Annotated in this window: 18 protein-coding genes; 5 read left to right on the top strand and 13 right to left on the bottom strand. The window is 52.6% G+C overall.

The genetic code is table 11. The annotated features are described in order from the left end of the window. Positions 1-96: 96 nt before the first annotated feature. Positions 97-1,656 carry a murein biosynthesis integral membrane protein MurJ gene (gene murJ, locus ACSF8X_RS04985; RefSeq protein ID WP_047879684.1) on the bottom strand — a complete coding sequence of 520 codons (1,560 nt, stop codon included), beginning with the start codon at positions 1,654-1,656 and terminating at the stop codon, positions 97-99. Positions 1,657-1,863: 207 nt separating this feature from the next. Between murJ and rpsT the strand changes: the two genes are divergently transcribed. Then, a complete protein-coding gene (gene rpsT, locus ACSF8X_RS04980) occupies positions 1,864-2,124 on the top strand; it encodes a 30S ribosomal protein S20 (protein WP_047879683.1) in 261 nt (86 codons plus the stop codon). 127 nt (positions 2,125-2,251) lie between these two features. Here rpsT and ACSF8X_RS04975 read toward each other — a convergent pair whose 3' ends face one another. From ACSF8X_RS04975 to nhaA, 4 genes are all read right to left on the bottom strand, one after another. Further along, complete coding sequence (locus tag ACSF8X_RS04975) at positions 2,252-2,548, bottom strand: ArsR/SmtB family transcription factor (RefSeq protein ID WP_047879682.1); 297 nt, start codon at positions 2,546-2,548, stop codon at positions 2,252-2,254. A 106-nt stretch (positions 2,549-2,654) separates the two neighbouring features. Beyond that, positions 2,655-3,545, bottom strand: a complete 891-nt coding sequence (gene nhaR / locus ACSF8X_RS04970; protein WP_047879681.1) for a transcriptional activator NhaR — start codon at positions 3,543-3,545, stop codon at positions 2,655-2,657. 138 nt (positions 3,546-3,683) lie between these two features. Next, positions 3,684-3,950, bottom strand: coding sequence for a hypothetical protein (locus ACSF8X_RS04965; protein ID WP_047879680.1), 267 nt, complete (start codon positions 3,948-3,950; stop codon positions 3,684-3,686). A gap of 1 nt (position 3,951) precedes the next feature. Continuing rightward, positions 3,952-5,109 carry a Na+/H+ antiporter NhaA gene (nhaA, locus tag ACSF8X_RS04960; protein ID WP_047879679.1) on the bottom strand — a complete coding sequence of 386 codons (1,158 nt, stop codon included), beginning with the start codon at positions 5,107-5,109 and terminating at the stop codon, positions 3,952-3,954. A gap of 482 nt (positions 5,110-5,591) precedes the next feature. Here nhaA and ACSF8X_RS04955 point away from each other — a divergent pair, with 482 nt between their 5' ends. Then, complete coding sequence (locus ACSF8X_RS04955; protein ID WP_047879678.1) at positions 5,592-6,737, top strand: Na/Pi symporter; 1,146 nt, start codon at positions 5,592-5,594, stop codon at positions 6,735-6,737. 107 nt (positions 6,738-6,844) lie between these two features. On the opposite strand, the gene ACSF8X_RS04950 is transcribed toward ACSF8X_RS04955, so the two are convergent. The 5 genes from ACSF8X_RS04950 to rppH all read right to left on the bottom strand — a co-directional run bounded on the left by ACSF8X_RS04950 (position 6,845) and on the right by rppH (position 12,310). Next, positions 6,845-7,696, bottom strand: a complete 852-nt coding sequence (locus ACSF8X_RS04950; RefSeq protein ID WP_047879677.1) for a thymidylate synthase — start codon at positions 7,694-7,696, stop codon at positions 6,845-6,847. Positions 7,697-7,813: 117 nt separating this feature from the next. Then, positions 7,814-8,620 (bottom strand): prolipoprotein diacylglyceryl transferase, encoded by an 807-nt coding sequence (gene lgt / locus ACSF8X_RS04945; RefSeq protein WP_500850820.1) that lies wholly within the window; start codon positions 8,618-8,620, stop codon positions 7,814-7,816. 36 nt (positions 8,621-8,656) lie between these two features. Further along, positions 8,657-9,499, bottom strand: coding sequence for a sulfite exporter TauE/SafE family protein (locus ACSF8X_RS04940; protein ID WP_047879675.1), 843 nt, complete (start codon positions 9,497-9,499; stop codon positions 8,657-8,659). 5 nt (positions 9,500-9,504) lie between these two features. Further along, entirely contained in the window at positions 9,505-11,760 is a 2,256-nt protein-coding gene (gene ptsP / locus ACSF8X_RS04935) for a phosphoenolpyruvate--protein phosphotransferase (protein ID WP_047879674.1), read from the bottom strand. A gap of 28 nt (positions 11,761-11,788) precedes the next feature. Beyond that, positions 11,789-12,310, bottom strand: a complete 522-nt coding sequence (rppH, locus tag ACSF8X_RS04930) for an RNA pyrophosphohydrolase (RefSeq protein ID WP_047879673.1) — start codon at positions 12,308-12,310, stop codon at positions 11,789-11,791. Positions 12,311-12,963: 653 nt separating this feature from the next. Between rppH and mutH the strand changes: the two genes are divergently transcribed. Further along, positions 12,964-13,635, top strand: a complete 672-nt coding sequence (mutH, locus tag ACSF8X_RS04925) for a DNA mismatch repair endonuclease MutH (protein WP_047879672.1) — start codon at positions 12,964-12,966, stop codon at positions 13,633-13,635. Between the two features lie 7 nt (positions 13,636-13,642). Here the strand turns inward: mutH and ACSF8X_RS04920 are convergent, their stop codons facing one another. After that, positions 13,643-13,948, bottom strand: a complete 306-nt coding sequence (locus ACSF8X_RS04920; protein WP_500850819.1) for a DUF6482 family protein — start codon at positions 13,946-13,948, stop codon at positions 13,643-13,645. Positions 13,949-14,135: 187 nt separating this feature from the next. Here ACSF8X_RS04920 and ACSF8X_RS04915 point away from each other — a divergent pair, with 187 nt between their 5' ends. Next, positions 14,136-15,170 carry an NADP(H)-dependent aldo-keto reductase gene (locus tag ACSF8X_RS04915; protein WP_500850818.1) on the top strand — a complete coding sequence of 345 codons (1,035 nt, stop codon included), beginning with the start codon at positions 14,136-14,138 and terminating at the stop codon, positions 15,168-15,170. Between the two features lie 143 nt (positions 15,171-15,313). After that, positions 15,314-15,625: a hypothetical protein gene (locus tag ACSF8X_RS04910; protein ID WP_500850817.1), complete on the top strand. Its 312-nt coding sequence runs from the start codon at positions 15,314-15,316 to the stop codon at positions 15,623-15,625. A gap of 396 nt (positions 15,626-16,021) precedes the next feature. Here the strand turns inward: ACSF8X_RS04910 and ACSF8X_RS04905 are convergent, their stop codons facing one another. After that, on the bottom strand, positions 16,022-17,350 hold the full coding sequence (locus ACSF8X_RS04905) for a sigma-54-dependent transcriptional regulator (RefSeq protein WP_157037865.1): 1,329 nt from the start codon (positions 17,348-17,350) through the stop codon (positions 16,022-16,024). Positions 17,351-17,846: 496 nt separating this feature from the next. Beyond that, entirely contained in the window at positions 17,847-19,355 is a 1,509-nt protein-coding gene (gene lysS / locus ACSF8X_RS04900; protein ID WP_047879668.1) for a lysine--tRNA ligase, read from the bottom strand. Positions 19,356-19,386 lie beyond the last annotated feature (31 nt).

The raw sequence follows: 19,386 nt of genomic DNA, 5'->3' as shown, positions 1-19,386 counted from the left end.
CCAATTTCAATCATATTCAGGCTGTTTTTGCGGGTATTTTATCAGCGCGGGTCAACTGCCCGCGCCGTCCAAACCCCGAGTATCGCCCCGGGAGGATCAACCCGCCGCTCGCAGGTGGCGCGGACGAACGCCCAGCAGCAGCACCACGGCGACATAAGAAACGACGCCCACACCGATAAGAGCCGCCAACCAACCAGCACGGTGAACCAACGACCAGTCGATCCACTGCGCCATTGCCGGCGACAGCCACAAAAGCATCCCGACCATCGCCGCGCCAGCAAACGCAAGACGCAAGACGAAAAAACCGGTTTCACGGCTGACTCGGTACACGTTGCCGCGGTGCAGGCCGCGGTATAGCAGACCGGCATTAACCAGCGCCGACAACGCCGTGGCCATCGCAAGGCCCACATAACCGAAAAACGGGGCCAGCATGGCGTTAAATGCCATATTGCTGACCATCGCGATGATCCCGATCTTCACTGGGGTCTTGGTATCCTGACGGGCGTAGTAACCCGGTGCCAGTACCTTGATCAGCATGAAGTTGAGCAGGCCAGCTGACAACGCCCACAGCGACATCGATGCCTGATTGACATCATGGACGCCAAACTCGCCACGCATGAACAATACCATCAGCATCGGCTTGGCCAGCACGATCATCCCCAGCATGGCCGGGATACCCAGCAGCAGCACCATACGCACGCCCCAGTCCATGGTCTGGGCAAATTGCTCCGCTGACTTGTCCACGTGCTTGCGCGACAGTGCAGGCAAGATCACGGTAGCAATGGCAATGCCGAACAGGCCGAGCGGGAACTCCAGCAGACGATCCGAGTAATAAAGCCAACTGATCGAGCCGGTCATCAGGAAACTGGCAATAAAAGTATCAAGCAGCAGGTTGATCTGGCTCACCGAGACACCGAACAAAGCCGGCAGCATCAACTTGCGGATCTTCACCACGCCGGGATCGCTCCATCCCCACTGCGGCTTGACCAGCAGCCCCTCTTTATACAGAAACGGTATCTGGAACATAAATTGGATAAAGCCGCCAAGGAACACCCCGATAGCCAATCCTATTTCCGGCTGGGCCAAATGCGGGGAGACAAAGGCCGCACAGCCGATGATCGCCACATTGAGGAAAACCGGGGTAAACGAGGAGATCGCAAACTTACCCAAGGTATTGAGGATGGCCCCGGACAAAGCAACAAAAGTAATGAACCACAAATACGGGAAGGTAATCTTGAGCAACAGACTCGCCAGCTCGAATTTTTCCGCCGACGGCCCGTCATTGAGCCAGTCGAGGAACCAGCCAAAGCCGAACAATGCGGTAACTGCACCGGAACCCAGCACCCCGAACAGGGTCACCACGGTGACGATCACCCCAAGGGTACCCGAAGCTCTGGCAATCAGCTGGCGGGTCTTGTCCATATCGCCTGCAGCATGGTACTCGGTCAACACCGGGACAAATGCTTGAGAGAATGCCCCCTCGGCAAACAGACGGCGCAGAAAGTTTGGGATCTTGTTGGCGAAGAAGAAAACGTCGGCTGCTGCCCCCGCTCCCATCAGGTTTGCCACCACCACATCCCGCACCAAACCTAGCACCCGAGAGACCAATGTCATGGTGCTGACTATCAGTCCGGAACGCAATAGACGCTTGCTCACAAAAAAAACCTCATAAAGATGGTCTCAGAAGGTGACTTCTGAGTTCAAATGCTGGTAAAATCTGCCGCCATATTAACCGTGATAATCCGCCAGTGCCAATTCAATTGGTTAGGCGGTTATTTGCACAAATCATTTGACATTCTTCGGTCTAACAGGCATAGTCCTCGGCCTTAAATTGTCACCGTACCAAGTTTTGGAGTTATACCCTTGGCAAACATCAAATCTGCTAAGAAGCGCGCTATCACTTCAGAGAAACGTCGTAAGCACAATGCTAGCCGTCGCTCTATGATGCGTACTTTCTTCAAGAAAGTTATTGCTGCTATTGAAGCTGGCAACAAAGAAGCTGCTACTCAAGCTTTCGCTGAAATGCAACCTGTTATGGACCGCATGGCTTCTAAAGGCCTGGTTCACAAGAACAAAGCTGCACGTCACAAAGCTCGTCTAGCTGCTAAAATCAAAGCTCTTTAATTTGAGTTTTTGATTTATTAAAAAAAACCGGCGCCAGCCGGTTTTTTTATACCTGCAACAACAGGTTATACCAATCACAGTAAGTTATTGCTCAGCAGCTACGATTGCTATTCATCTATGCTAGGCGCTAGGCACCGCAATACATTTTATGCAGTAGCTGGATCATGGCTCGTACCTCGTCGCTCTTGAGCCGATAGTACACCGTCTGTGCTTCCTTACGGGTATCCACTAGCCCGTCACGCCGCAACCAAGCAAGGTGCTGCGACAATGCCGACTGACTCAGGCCCAGCCGCTCGCTCATCATCCCGACCGACATTTCCTGCTCAAGCAGGTAGCACAGAATATACAGGCGCCGCTCGTTTGCCATCGCTTTGAGCAGGGCGACCGCCTTCGGTGCATTCTGCTCCATCTGCTGTAATTCCATACCGAACCACCCGTTAAATTAAGTTAATGCTAATGTACTTAAATCAGGCGGCCTTTTCTAGCCATAACCGGTTAGAATTAAAGCAAACAAACAAATCGGCGCAACATTATTTAAACAACTTCCTAAAATCTGCCTCGCAAATCCGCTTAACGGCCGGATGCATTATCATCCGCTCGGCAAAAATCACGTAGTATTCTTCGCGAATCTCCCGTACCCGTTTGACCTCTCGGATATTGTGTTTGCTGTCTTCCAACTCGGCGGCATAAATCGACGGAGCCACGAACATTGACTTCTGGTACAAGCCAAATGCCTTCATCAAGGCGGCGTCATCGAACTCTCCGAGAATATTCGGAGTGATACCCAGCCTGTCAAACCAGTGGTGAAGTTTACGCCCCATCGCCGTGCGCCTCCCCGGGATCAACAGCTTGTAGTCTTCGATACAGGCAGGAAACGACAGGGGCTTAATAGGATCCGAGCAGAAAAAGCTCATACTCGACTCACCCAGTTTCTTGCTGTACAGCCCCGGGCTCTGGGCGGAATCAACCGGGCAATCAGACAAAATCATATCCAGCTTGTGCTGGGACAGCTGCTCCAGCAGCATCTCATGCGTTGATTCGTAGCAACGCAGGTGAATACGCTCGTCTTCCGGCAGCGCCTCCATCAACACCTTGCTGACCAGGCGCTTGGACAATGCATCTGCCACCCCGACCTCGAGCAGCAAGTTCTCTCGCTGGGTGTAGTTGACGATATCGAGCATCTCGTAGCTCAGGTCGAACATCTTATCGGCATACTTAAATACCAGCTGCCCGAGCTCAGTCGGTTCGATGTTACGGCCGACCCGTTTGGTCAGCTTACCCTTAAGGCGCTCTTCCAGTGCGCGGATCTGGCCGGTGACCGTTTGGGGTGCCAAAAACAAAGCATCCGCCGCCTTGGTCACCGAGCCCTGCTTGCATACCATCCAAAAGTAATACAAGTGGTTGTAATTAAGGTGAGACATGATTAGCTGCCATCATAGAACGGCGGGCATTCATCACCCGCCAAAAAAACAAAACCCAGATGTCAGCTTACGCTGAGCATCTGGGCGCTTCAACTAGAATCCACTAACTGTTCATGACTGATTACACAAACAGCAGGATCACTTCGTCATTGGGTCAATTGTCTTATCAAACGCAGCGGTTTTACGAGTACGCTCTCCAACCCTTTGCTCTAGAGCACGAGAGCGGAACTTACTCTCCGTCTCAGCCATGACAGTATCCTGTTGTGCCTTTCCATGGTTCAAGCCCGCAAGGTACGCTTGGCAGACATCCGTGTCGCTGTTCTGTGAACAGCTGTCATAATTCGGGGTACCTGCCAGTGCAGCGCCCGATACTAAAGTAGCAGCAAATAGTAGAGCGTATTTCATGTTATACCTCCGTTTTTGGCAGAGAACGACTCAGCATCGCGTAACCAAGCAGCGCAGAAATTGTCGAGCCTAGCAAAATCCCCAGACGAGAATAGGTGCTAAAGTCCTCTGGTGCGCCGACAAAGGCCAGCGACGAGATAAAGATCGACATAGTAAAGCCAATACCACACAGAACAGACACCGCGAAGATGTGCTTAAAGCCGATACCTTCAGGCATCTTGGCCAAGCCCGTCTTCACTGCCAGATAGCTGGCCGTGAAAATACCCAGTGGTTTACCAACCAACAGACCGAAGGCAATACCCAGCGGCAGCATGGCGGTCAGACCTGCCAGCGATACACCCGCCAGTGAGATACCCGCATTGGCAAACGCGAACAATGGCAGAATCAAGTATGCGACATAAGGGTGCAGTGCGTGCTCCAAATGCTTAAGCGGCGAATGGTCGTCGGAACGCCCATCTTTGCCCGTCAGCGGAATCGCAAAGCCCAGTACCACGCCAGCCAGCGTCGCATGAACACCTGACTTGAGCACGCTGACCCACAGCACTGCGCCCACCAGTAGGTACCATGACAGCTTAGTGACATTCTTGGCATTCATGACAAACAGCGCCGCTGTCGAGGCAAACGCCACGGCCAGTGCCAACGTTGACAGATCACTGCTGTAGAACAAGGCGATAATCACGATTACACCAAGGTCATCGATGATCGCCAGCGCCAATAGGAATACCTTCAAGCTAACCGGTACACGGTTGCCAAGTAGCGCCATAATCCCGAGCGCAAACGCAATATCCGTGGCAGCGGGGATCGCCCAGCCTTTGATTGCCATCGGATCGGCAAAGTTAAATGCGGCATACACCAGGGCCGGTGCAATCATGCCACCTACCGCAGCAATAGCCGGGAAGATCGCCTTCTCTTTGGTATTGAGTGCGCCTTCAATCAACTCGCGCTTTACTTCAAGACCGATCAACAAGAAGAAGATCGCCATCAGACCGTCGTTGATCCAGTGAGAAATCGACAGTCCCGCTACTTTCATGTGCAGCGTATCGTTGTACATATCAGCAAGGGGCGAGTTGGCCGTCATCATGGCAACCGCCGCCGCAATAATCAGGAGAATCCCGCCTGCGGACTCCAATTTCAAAAACTTACGAATAGCATCGGTCATCGACCGGATCTCCTTTGCATGAAACAAATATCACACCCAAAAATGTAAATTTAGTTTATCCGTCACAGCGACAAAGTGTTAAATCGTTTGTTCGGAATAAACACCTCGAAATTTCCGAGCATTTGGCCTTTATAGTGAGCAATATACGCAGTGTTAGTTTTTAGCGTTAAATAAGCGCCATATTCACTAACAAATTCGACCTCCCTCAGCATAAAAAAAACAAAAACACCTTAAATAGCAGCGAAAAATCTCATTTATTCCGCCAATCGACCACATAAGATAAAAACAATCAAAATCAAGAGCTTAACCACAAAGCAAAGATATCATTACACTTCATAATTTCAAAATTGTTCATTTAGTGAGCGCCAAATCACTTTGTGACAGCAAGTGTCATATTTCTGAAATATTCGATCTCTACCATCGCCACCAGATTTCAAACACATGAAACCCAAACGACATATTCCTGTCACGGAGAAATGATTATGACTATCCAAGCCACTACTGCTGAACAACCAGTTAGCAGCTCTATGCGCTTGGTCCGCTGGGCAAACCTGGCGTTCATGCTGTATGTTCTACTTGTTGCCGTATCTGTTGTAAGCGGCGGCTTCAAACTTGCTGTTGGTGAACAAGCTAAAACGCTATTTGAATTTGCTTCGCACCCAATTGCTGGCCTGATGATCGGTCTGGTAGCGACATCGCTAATCCAGTCATCAAGTACAGTAACCTCTATCATCGTAGGTCTAGTTGCTGGCGGTCTGCCAGTTGAAACCGCTATTCCAATGGTAATGGGTGCTAACATCGGTACAACCCTGACAAACACGCTAGTTAGCCTAGGTCATGCTCGTTGTAATGAAGAATTCCGCCGTGCGTTCGCCAGTGCGACCGTTCACGATTTCTTCAACCTACTGGCTGTTGCTATCTTCCTGCCGCTGGAAATGATGTTTGGTCTACTAGACAAAATCTCTGCATGGTTGGTGTCGCCGCTAATGCACACAGGCGACCTGAGCATGAAAGGCATGGATTTCATGAAGGCCCTGACTTCGCCTGGCGTTAACCTTATCAAGGCTCCGCTGGCAGACATGGGTACCATGGGTGGCGCATTGATGATCGCTATCGGTATCGGCCTGATTTTCGTGTCAATCACAGCAATGGGCAAACTGATGCGTGGCCTGATGGTTGGCCGTGCTCGTGAAATCCTGCAAAACGCTATCGGCCGCGGCCCAATGCACGGTATTGCGTCAGGTACTCTGGTAACTATCCTGGTTCAGTCTTCTTCTACGACAACCAGCCTGATGGTTCCGCTAGTTGGTACTGGTGTTCTGAAAGTACGTGATGTTTACCCGTTCACTCTGGGCGCGAATATCGGTACCTGTATCACAGCCCTGCTGGCTGCAACAGCGGTAACCGGTGAGTTCGCGGTATTCGCCCTGCAGATTGCACTGGTACACCTTGCGTTCAACGTACTGGCTACACTGCTTATCTTCGGTACGCCGTTCCTGCGTGAACTGCCTCTGAAGGGTGCATTCTTCCTAGGTGACCTAGGTACAAAGAGCAAGACTGCCGTTGGTGCTTACATTGCCCTAGTATTCCTGGTTATTCCTGGCTCTATCTTGGCACTGACAGCCTAACCGCTGATTCAAGCCACAAAAAAACCCCGCCATGCGGGGTTTTTTTATGCCTCTACCACATCCAAAAGTGTGTCAAGGGCAACGATACGTTACCCCCGTTAACATTTTTATACAGAAAAAGGATACTTGATTGGGTCGTGGTGCTGGTAACCCACCACCTCAAAGTCATCCATTGTGACCCATGTCTCAAGATCTTCCAGCGACTTGATGTCAGGGTTAATCTTCAACTGCGGCGACGGGAACGGCTCGCGCTTGAGCTGGACATCACGCATCAGTGCCAGCTGATCTTCATAGATATGGGCATTGACGATTTTATGGTGGGCCTGGCCCGCCTTGTGGCCGGTGATCTGCGCGACCAATGCCAATAACGTGAACACTTGAATTTGGTTGAAATTAAGCCCCAGCGGCACATCGCACGAACGCTGGTAGCTGGTTAGGTGCAAGGTATCGCCCAACAGGGAAAACGTGTGGGTGTGCATACAAGGTCGCAGGCAGCCCATATCGAACTCGCCCGGGTTGTAGAATGTCAGGATCTCACCGCGATCATCAATCCCCCGGCTTAGGTCATCAACAATCTTGCGCAGCTGATCGATCGTCGTACCGTCAGGCTTTTTCCAGCCTCGGCCCTGTACGCCGTATACTCGGCCCATGTCATCCTCACCCTTGCGGTGCGGGTTGGCTAGCCAAGCAGCGTTGTCGTTGGCATTCATATCCCAGGTTTTGGTGCCCAGTGCGCGAAAATCGGCAGCATTGTCATAGCCGCGGATGTAGCCCAGTAGCTCGGCAATGGCTGCTTTCCAAAAGCTCTTGCGGGTAGTGATCAGCGGAAACTGGTTGTTGGCCACGTCATAGTTCAAGTCAGCGTTGATAACGGTCAGGCAACGCTTGCCAGTCCGCTCGTTCTCAACCCATACCCCTTCGTCGACAATGCGCTGGCATAGCGCTAGATACTGTTTCATGTCCTGCTGACCTTCATACTGCTAAATTACAATTGTGGCTGATTCTACCGAATAAACCGCCCAAAACAAAAAAAGCAGCCGGATGGCTGCTTTTTCAGTCTAGATATTTCTACAAACTTACGCCGTCTTGCCCTTAGGCTGGCACTTGTAAGCCCACAGCATAATCAGGGCGCCGGCAATCACCATCGGCAATGACAGGATCTGCCCCATGCTGATCCAGCCGCCGAACAGGCCAAGCTGGGCATCCGGCTGGCGGAAGTACTCGACAATAAAGCGGAAGCTGCCGTAACCAAACAGGAACAAGCCAGACACCGCACCGGCAGGGCGAGGCTTGCGGATGAATACGTTGAGGATGATCAGCAGGACAACGCCTTCAAGGAAGAACTCATACAGCTGTGACGGATGGCGTGGCAACGAGCCACCTGTCGGGAAGACCATCGCCCACGGCACATCGGTCACGCGTCCCCACAGCTCGCCGTTGATGAAGTTGCCAAGACGGCCAACCCCCAACCCGAACGGCACCAAAGGGGCGATGAAATCCGCCACATTGAAGAAAGTGCGGTTGTTTTTGTAGGCATACCAGATCATTGCGGTGATCACACCCAGCAGGCCGCCGTGGAACGACATCCCGCCAGTCCATACCTGGAACAAGTAGAGCGGGTTATCCAGGAACAATTGGAAGTTGTAGAACAGCACATAGCCAATACGGCCGCCGACGACCACCCCGAGGAAACCGGCAAACAGCAGATCGCTGACCTGATCGCGGGTCCAGCCACTGCCCGGCTTGTCGGCACGGCGGTTGGCCAGCCACATGGCGAACACAAAACCGAGCAGGTACATCATACCGTACCAGCGGATTGACAGCGGACCGATCTCAAAAATCACCGGATCGATATTCGGAAACGTCAAAAAACCTTGGCTCATTAAATTATATCTCTACCTTTTCGGAAGGTTACGGGCTTACCCCATGAACATCTTCACGCAGACAAACAGCAAGAATACTGCAAAAATTTTCTTCAGTACCAGCGTTGGCAGCTGGCTGACCCATGCTGCACCAAACCGGGTGGCATACATTGAGGTGGATATCACCCCGAGCCAGGCCGGCAAGTATACATAGCCAAGGCTCAGACGAGGTAAATTTTCCTCCCCGACCCCGGCGGCAATGAACCCCGTCATCCCGGCAACGGCTATCAGTGCCCCAGCCATGGACGCGCAGCCTATGGCACGGCGCATCTCAACCCCGTGCCAGCTCAAATATGGCACAGTTAACGAGCCTCCACCAATTCCGGCCAAGCTCGATACCATGCCGATCATGCTACCGGCGCCGAAAACTCGGCTGCTTCCCGGCAACGGGCGATTACTGGTGACACGCATCGACAGCATCATCTGCAACGCCAACACCAACACGATGACGGCAAAAATACGTGGCAGGACATGGCTGGGCACCAACTCGGCCACTACGCTGCCACCCAGACCGCCAACCACGACACCGGGCGCAAGCGCCCTGACTACGCCCAGATCGACATTACCCAACCGGTAATGGTTTCTGGCCGATGCCCCGGAAGTCAGCACGATACTGGCCAGCGAGGTCGCCAACGCGATGTGCATCGCCATATCACCATGAATACCGGCATGGGGCAAGAGCCAGACCAATGCAGGCACCACCAGAAGCCCACCGCCGATCCCCAACAGCCCGGCCAGAATGCCAACACAGCCGCCAAGCACCAAACACACGCCAAAGACCCATAGTTCTGGGCTATAGCTGACAACCAACAGCCAGAAGGCCGATAGCGCATCACTCATCGAGATTATTTCCCTGCACGGATAAAGCCACCTAAACCGTGGCTGTCAACAAAGGCCGTTGCCTTGGCCCTGATTTCATCGGCAAACGTCGCAGTGAGGGCATAATCCACCAGCTGCTCCATTTCCTCAATGGAGACATGCCTAAGCATATATTTAATTTTGGCCACATTACGGGTATTCATACTGAGCGAGCGGTACCCCATCCCGACCAGCAGCAAAGCCCCGACCGGATCACCGGCCAACTCACCGCACAAGCTAACCGGCAAACCGATATGCTTGCTGGTGTCGACAATATACTTGAGGGCGTGGATCACCGCAGGGTGCAACGCATCGTAGACACCGGCCACCCGAGAATTGTTCCGGTCTACAGCCAATAAATACTGAGTTAAATCATTGCTGCCGACCGAAATGAAATCGACCCGCGACGTCAAGCCCGATAGCTGGTAAAGCATCGAGGGCACTTCGATCATGATCCCGACCCGCGGCCTGCGCAGAGTCAGCCCCTGCGCCTCGGCCGCCTTGGCCACTTCGATGTAGGCCCGCTCGATAAGTGCTAGTGATTCATCAAGCTCGGCAATGCCGGAAATCATCGGCAACAGGATATCCATATTGTCGATGCCGATGCTGGCCCGAAGCATCGCCCGGACCTGGATCAGAAATATCTCAGGGTGATCAAGGGTGAAACGGATCCCCCGCCAGCCGAGGAACGGGTTATCCTCTTCGATGGTCAGATAGGGCAACGGCTTGTCACCACCGATATCGAGCGTGCGCATCACCACCGGCTTGCCCTGATAGGTATCTAAAATCGCGCGGTACTGCTGGGTCTGCTCTTCTTCAGAGGGGAAGCTACGCTGCAACAAGAAGGGAACTTCAGTACGGTACAGGCCCACCCCGTCCACGCCACGGTTAACCGCAATACTGGTGTCGGCACTGAGCCCGGCATTGAGGAAGATATGCACCCGCTCGCCATTTCGGGTCACGGCACATTTCTCAACGTCTTCCTCGACGACCTTGGCCAGCTCCAGCTCTTCGCGCACCAAGCGCTTGTATTCCGCCATAACATGACGGGGCGGGTTGACCAACAGTTCGCCGCGGTAGCCGTCCACCACGACCTTGCAGTCATGGATCTTATCGGGAACAAAATCGACACCCATAATCGCCGGGATCCCAAGTGCCCGCGACAAAATCGCAGCATGGGAGTTCGCCGCCCCTTCCTGAGATACCACGGCGGCCAGTTTCTCCCGGGGGATACTGGCCAGAATCCCAGCGGTGAGCTCGCGGGTCAGCAAGACAACCGGTTCATCCCATTGATGCTCGTCGACCGTTTCATTATTGAGGAAGAACAATAAACGCTGGCCCAGCTCACGAATATCCTGAGCGCGCTCTTTGAGGTAATCGTCCTTCATATTGGCAAACTGTGCCGAGTAGGTTTCAACAACCTGCCTAACGGCCCATTCCGCCTGTGCGCCCGCCGAGACCTTGCCAAACAAGTCCTTGCGCAGCATGGGGTCATTGAGCAGGTGACTGAATAAGTCAAAAATAGCGAGCGTTTCCTTATGCAGCTCACTGTCGAATCGCTTACGCAGACGACGGAACTCGGCACTGGCCATTTCAATGGCAATACTGAGCCGCTCCTGCTCCGCCTCGCGATCGATACACGATGCCGGACACACTAGCTCCAGCCGCGGCTGATTGTCATCCCACCATGCCGTTGCAACCGCAACACCACTGGAGGCGGCCGAACCGACCAGACGCAACCCGCGATGCTGATCAGGCCACATCCCCTGCGCTTTGGCATGAGCCAGTAATACTGCCAGCTGGGCTGCCAGCGTCACCATAAAGGATTCTTCGCTCTCGTCGAACTCGCGCTGCTCGCGCTGCTGGATCACCAATACCCCCAGCACCTGTCGCTGATGAATGATCGGGGTACCGAAGAAAGAGCGGAAGGACTCCTCCCCAATGCCGGGAAGGAGCTTAAAATGAGGGTGCTGACGGGCGTCAGCGACGTTGATGGGCTCGGCCTTGGCAGCCACCTGCCCGACCAGCCCTTCACCAAAGGCAAGACCGACATGACGATGGGGCTTTCTGAGCCCCTTCGTCGCCATCAAGGTATAACGCTGACGCTGGTAATCTGCGATATAGACCGAACAACACTCCGTTTTCATGGCATGGCAAGTGCTGACCACCAACTGTTCCAGTGCATCAAGCAGGCTCGGCGCACTGGCCACCTTCTCAACGATTTCTCTTAGCTGCGTCAGCATCTTTTGCCTAACTCCACATCAAACAGGGTTAACTGCGTTTGCCCCGGCGCTGCTTTCTGCGTTCTTTGCGCTCCTTGAAGGGCATTGCCATCGCTGCGAATTCTTTCAATGCTCGGCGGTAAACATCCCGCTTGAACGATACAACCTGCCGAACCGGATACCAATAACTGACCCAGCGCCAGCCATCGAACTCCGGAATCGAACCACGCTGCATATTTACCTTGGATTCATCGCATTCCAAACTCAGCAAAAACCATTTTTGCTTTTGACCAATACAAACAGGCTTTGAATCCCAGCGCACCAGACGCTTAGGAAGCTTATAACGAAGCCAGTGCCGGCTTGATGCCAGAATCCGCACGTCTTTCTTCGTTAATCCCACTTCCTCATACAGTTCCCGGTACATGGCCTGCTCAGGGGTTTCCCCTTCGTCAATACCACCTTGTGGAAACTGCCAGGAATGCTGTCCGTACCGCCGAGCCCAGAATACTTGACCATGGCTATTGCAGATCACTATCCCCACATTCGGGCGGTATCCATCGCCATCAATCACTGGACGACCTCAATATAAATCTCTATTAATAGTGATTTTTTCACAGTCGCCGCAACGGGTAAACTAACAATCGAATTTATCCCCCTATTTTCCTACCAAAGCCTCAGTTTTTGGATAACTTTTATCTGCTGGTTATTTTATAAACAACCCAATGAGACCTAGACCACATTTATACACGATTTCTGTGGATAGAATTGTGAAGAAGCGGTAAATCCAAGGATCTTTGGAATGTGATTATTATATGAAACAACAATAAAAGCATTCAAAAACAAAAACAAAACACCATCAAATCAAACACTTGAACGAGAGATCCTTTCGGAAACAAAATACCAACAGATACCAGTTTGTATGCAAAATCCAGATCGGTTAAAGATCGACCAGATTAGGTTTTATCCACATAAAATCATCAACACCGGATAAATAAACCGCAGCACAGCGTTCAAAATTGCAACCAACCCCTGTTTAAATCCACAGTTAATGGCAGGCATTAAAAAATATCATGTCTTACTGTGGATAAGTTGATTTCCAACGCCGTGATAAGATCCTCGGGCAGGATCGTCTCCTGCCATCACTGCACTACGCCCCATTTGTCCTCGGCTTTCCCCCTGCGCCTATGCTAGGATCATCACCTCGACAACAATAGGTACCACGATATGCAACCCTCCCCCCCGACCTCTGAACACGCACTCCTCGAGCGGGCATGTAACCTGGCCGGGCAGACTCTCGGCGAACTGGCTGTACAGGCAGGCATTTCCGTCCCGATGGATCTACGCCGCGACAAGGGATGGGTTGGCCAATTGCTGGAATGGCACCTCGGCGCCTCAGCAGGCAGCAAACCGGTACCTGATTTTGACAACCTCGGGATTGAGCTGAAAACCATCCCGATTGGCTACAACGGCAAACCTCTCGAGACGACCTTTGTCTGTGTGGCCCCCCTTATCGGGTTGCATGGGCTGAGCTGGGAAAAAAGCCACATCCGCCACAAACTCGCCAGAGTTCTGTGGGTTCCTGTGGAGGGTGAGCGGGATATCCCGCTGCCAGATCGCCACGTTGGCTCCCCGCTATTATGGAGCCCGTCAGAAGAAGAAGAGCAGCAGCTCCGCCGGGACTGGGAAGAGTTGATGGACATGATTGTCCTCGGCCAGGTCGAACAAATTACAGCCCGTCACGGCGAGGTTCTGCAGTTACGTCCGAAGGCGGCAAACAGCCGAGCCCTGACCGAAGCGTACGGAGCCAACGGCCAACCCATCAAGACCTTGCCACGGGGCTTTTACCTCAAGACCCATTTCACTGCCGCCTTGCTAGAGCGTTACTTTATTCTCTAACGCCCCTCTACAGGTGCACGGTCATATCCTGCTGACAACGGGACTCCAACCCGGCCGGTCCGAACTCATCGTAAGGATCGGTCATTCGCAGCGTCACCGAGGTTATCCCGAGCGGCCTGAGCAGCTCGCCAGCTTGCTCGATCGTCTGGAAAGTCATCATCTCACCCTGCTCGGTTTTCAATGGCTCGAGATGGTGCTTGTACTCCACTTCCATAAGGTAGTCACCGCACCCTGCGTAGCTCGTGAGGATACAGTGCGGCAATTCGCCACGGCTGGACTGAGTCCAATGTTTGAGTTGAGACAGCTTCATCATGCCTCCTGCTGTTGGATACCCGGCTCACCATCTCATAACTATTGTCGATAAGTCGTTATTGGGCAACTGGCCTCCCGCTCAGACAAATACATTGTCGCCGAAACGCGCATCTTGAGGTAACTTGGGGATAAGGTAGCTTAGGAATAAGGTAGCTTAGGTATACAACAACACGCTCCAAGGAGGGCTGATGAAATACCACAAAATCCCCAATTCGACCCTCGAGGTTAGCAAAATCTGCCTCGGTACCATGACGTTTGGCGAGCAGAATAACGAGAAGGAAGCCCACAGCCAGCTTGATTTTGCCATTGAGCACGGCATCAACTTCATCGATACCGCCGAAATGTACCCGGTTCCCCCGAAATCTGACAGCCAAGGCCTCACCGAACGCTACATTGGCAACTGGCTGAAAAAAACCGGCCTTCGGGACAAGATCGTTCTGGCCACCAAAGTCGCCGGCCCGCGCAATGTTCCCTATATCAGGGACAATATGGCCCTTGACTGGCGCAATATCCACGATGCCGTCGATGCCAGCCTAGAACGCCTGCAAACGGACTATATCGACCTGTACCAAATCCATTGGCCGCAGCGGGAAACCAACTGCTTCGGCCAGCTCAATTACCCCTATAAAGACGACAACAGCGGCGTGACAATCAGCGATAGCCTCGAGGCCCTGGCCGAGCTTGTCCGCGCTGGCAAGATCCGCTACGTAGGCCTGTCCAACGAGACGCCATGGGGGGTGATGTCATTTCTACGCCTTGCCGAAAAACATAACCTACCGCGTGTGGTCACCATCCAGAACCCCTACAATCTGCTCAACCGCAGCTTCGAAGTTGGCCTGTCGGAAATCAGCCACTACGAGGGCGTCGAACTGCTAGCCTACTCTCCGCTGGCATTCGGCACCCTAAGCGGAAAATACCTTGCCGGTGCCCGCCCAGACGGAGCGCGTTGCACCTTGTTCGAACGCTTCTCGCGATACTTCACCCCGCAAGGCATTGCGGCCACCGAAGCCTATATTGAGGTTGCCCGCAAACACGGTCTTGACCCGGCCCAAATGGCACTGGCCTTTGTCAACCAACGCCCGTTCGTCGCCAGCAATATCATCGGTGCCACCAACCTATCGCAGCTTGATGCCAATATCGCCAGTATCGACCTGCACCTGAACGAGGAAGTGCTGGCTGATCTACAGGCCGTCGGTGTGCAATTCTCCAACCCTTGCCCATAATGGACTAACCACAACACCTTGTTGATCCAAACAAAAAAAGCCCCCGTGGGAACGGGGGCCAAAAACATTAGCTCAACCAACTCAGGCAATCCCCTTTGTTGATACCTTACCACTTTATCGAATATGCCCTACCTCAGACCAGTGTGGAATCGTCGCAAAGCATTGGTAAGTGTTACAAGGAATTACCCGGCGTCTGGCCCTGCCAACCGAAATTGGCAGGGCTGGCATTACGTTATCGATCGCAGCCGGGATCGCTGTCTCAAGTGCTGCACCTGACGGCCGGCCGGAGTTTGCAGCAGATGATTGGCGATACGCTCATCGGCATCGATCCCTACGTCCCGCATAATGTGGGCGGACAGGTGAGGCACTTGAACGCGGACACGACGATGGATATGCCGCCATTGGGCATCCTCACGCTGAAGGTCCAGTTGAACGAAAAAAACCGCAAGACGTAAATAGACTGACTGGCGCATAGTTATGCTCTCCATAAATTAAAAGGTTAAATTTACGGGACGCGAATGCTGCCGATTCAGGCTGACTACATAAGTAAAGACTTAACTTGCCGCGACAGTGATCCGCGGCCCATTTACACAGCGGATGCTGTTAGTGGTTAGGGGTTTGACACCCATCACCGAACGAACTGGTACGCTGGATGGTTAGTTCTCGCATAGTAAGCTCCTCCGGTAATAAGTTATATTGATGTGAAATATATGGCTATTCTATCGGGCTAGGACAACAATTCAAGCCATTAGTTGCATAATATGCAATAACGCGATTTTATGCTTTGGCACCGCACGCTGCGGCTATTGCCCCATGATTATTATCTGCACTCTGGCTCGTATCGCCCCACGTCAGCCCTGACGGAAATTGCGCGGCGGCGGCACCAGATCATGCTTATTGAGCAGGCGGTACATGGTGGCGCGCGATACTCCCAGCTCCCGAGCGGCCGCAGAAATCTGCCCCTTGTTGTTTTCGAGCACGGCCAGCAGTGCTCCTCGCTCTGAATCCTCCCTGATTTGCTTTAGGCTCTGGCGATCATCAACCAATCGGGGCAGGTCAAAATGTTCTGCATCGAGTTCCTTGCCATCCACCAGCAATATTGCCCGCTTAAGCTGGCTGATCAACTCACGAATATTACCCGGCCAGCTGTAGCCAGAGAGCATTCGCTTGGCCCCCGCCGACAACTGCTTGGCGGGGCTGTTGTACTGGCGAGCAAGTTTCAGCAGCAGGTATTCCGCCAGCAGGACAATATCCTCGTCGCGCTCGCGCAGCGCCGGTACTTGAAGGTTCAATATATTAAGCTGAAAATACAGATCATCATGGATAAGCGCTCCCTCAAGCAACTCTTCGGCACTGTAGCGGGTCGCGGCAATCACCCTAATATCCGACTTTGGCTGACTGCTGTCGGCATGAATAAACCTCTCTTCCTTGAGCCATTTCACCAACTCCAGCTGACGCTCCGGCGCTAATGCCGTTACCTCATCAAGGTATACCACTCCCCCCTGAGCGGCCTCGATACAGCTCCGGGCCGGACTATCAGCCCTATCAGCCACGAGCCACTCTTCCGTCAGCGCCTCGCAACCTACTGCGACAAAGGCTCCTTTGGCCCGGGTCGATGCTTGATGAACCGCCCTGGCAACCAATTCCTTGCCGGTGCCAATCTCACCGTGGATCAACACCGGCATGTCCGTCATCGCAATACGTTTTACCTGATGGCGCAAACGATTCATGGCAGGACTGCCACCTTGTAACCCCTGCTGACCGAATTGGCCTAGCTGAGGCCAAACCTGACGTTCAAGCTGCAGCATCCCAAGTTGGTGGCCGATGGTTTTAAGAAGTTGGTTTTCAGGTACAGGTGAAGTGAAGTAATCTATACAGAAGCTAACGATAAACTGGCAAACGGCCTCCCGCTTGAGCTGATCTTCCCGGACCAAAGCCAGCCAGCGTACCTGCTTGTTACGGTGGGTGATCCCCGCGACAGCCTGCAAGCTAAAATTATCCCGGGTCAGGTCAACAACGCCAATACACGGACCGACATCGAGCAGCAAGGTTTCAGCTGCCCTCAAATCATAGCAACGGTGGCATAGCCAGCCAGCCTTCTCAAGAACGGCAAGCCAAGGCGTATCATTGCCCCCAAGCACCACCAAGGTTCCCAATACCGGTATTTTCTGCTTATTCATTCCCAAACCCTTCCCTGCTGGCAGCTTCCTATCGTCCAACCAGGCAATAAATCAATCCTTTATACCCACGTTGCCTCTAGAGGCTCGTTGCCGCAAAAATGTGTACCGCTTCTACCTGGCATCTTTCCAGATTTCATCACTGGTACACATAATCGCTCCGTGTCATAACACGACACAAAGGAGAGGCTGACACAACTCACACGAAGCCTTGCGGCCTGTGACAACTTAGGTATATGACAAAGCCTAAATTCATCTTGCCGGATCATAATTTGCCTCAACCGATAAATGCAACTCGTTTACTATTAAAATTATAGCTTACAGGCTTGCCTCCCAAAAATTTTGGCCAAAAAACATAAAAAGCGCCCGTTGGCACTATTTTTCGTTTCAATCTCTGTGAACTTCCTCACTCTATTTTCAGGTAAAAGTGATTGGCGACAACGATATTTGAGGCAAAAAAAAACCACTCCGAAGAGTGGTTTTTCCATCACAACATCAATTAAGCGTTGTTCTGCGGGCGCATTGCCGGGAACAAAATCACATCACGGATAGTGTGCGAGTTTGTAAACAGCATTGCCAGACGGTCGATACCGATACCCTGGCCAGCTGTTGGCGGCAGGCCGTGCTCAAGAGCGGTGATGTAGTCGCCATCGTAGTACATCGCTTCATCATCGCCAGCATCTTTCGCGTTCACCTGTGCCTTGAAGCGCTGGTCCTGATCCTGCGCGTCGTTAAGCTCAGAGAAGCCGTTTGCCACTTCGCGGCCACCGATGAAGAATTCAAAACGATCGGTGATGAACGGGTTATCATCGTTACGACGTGCCAGCGGAGAGATGTCTGCTGGGTATTCTGTAATGAACGTTGGCTGCATTAGCTGAGGCTCAGCAGTTTCACCGAAGATCTCTTCCAGAAGCTGGCCACATGTCCAGAACTTCTCTACGTAGATGTCCAGGCTGCGTGCAATGTTTGCCATGTGCTCGCGATCTGCCACCAACTCGTAAGTCAGTGCCTGGATGTCTGCGTGATCTGGGTTGTAGTGCTTGATCGCGTCTAGCATGCTCATACGCGCATACTTGCCACCGAATTCAACCGTGTGCTCACCGTAAGGCATAGAAGTGCTGCCCAGTACCTCTAGGGCAACTGCGCTCAGCATGTCTTCAGTCAGATCCATCAGGTCGTTGTAATCCGCGTACGCCATGTAGAATTCAATCATGGTGAATTCTGGGTTGTGACGTGGAGACAGACCTTCGTTACGGAAGTTACGGTTGATTTCGAATACACGCTCGAAGCCACCAACAACCAGACGCTTCAGGTATAGCTCAGGCGCGATACGCAAGAACATTTCCTGATCCAACGCGTTGTGGTGAGTGATAAACGGACGTGCAGACGCACCACCCGGGATCACCTGCATCATTGGCGTTTCCACTTCCATGAAACCTTTTGATTCCATGTAACGGCGAATAGCAGAAATCAGCTTTGAACGTACTTTGAACGCATTGCGAGAGTCGTCGTTGACAATCAAATCAACATAACGCTGGCGGTAACGCATTTCCTGGTCAGTCAGACCGTGGAATTTCTCTGGAAGCGGACGTAGTGCCTTGGTCAGTAGCTCGTACTGATCCATGTTCACGTACAGGTCGCCTTTACCAGACTTATGCAGCGCACCTTTAATACCGATGATGTCACCGATATCCAGACCTGAGTACTTCTCTTTCAGCTCTTTCTGAACGTTCTTATCCGCGTAAGCCTGAATACGGCCAGACACGTCCTGAATCGCCAGGAATGGACCACGTTTAGCCATGATACGGCCGGCGATTGCAACAACCTGACCGGCTTCTTCAAGCTCTTCTTTGCTTAGCTCGCCGAATTTCGCCTGAAGATCTGCCGCTAGGCTATCGCGACGGAAATCATTCGGGTGGCCGTTTGCCTTGCAGTTCTCGCGGATCATATCCAATTTCGCGCGACGCTCAGCAATTAGCTTATTCTCATCTAGTAATTGATCAGTCATGGGTTAACCCTTAAATGTTCTAACCGGAATC

The organism is Photobacterium panuliri (genome assembly GCF_059920555.1).
Note: the sequence above shows the minus strand (reverse complement) of the source record. Positions and strands in the feature narration are given on the sequence as shown.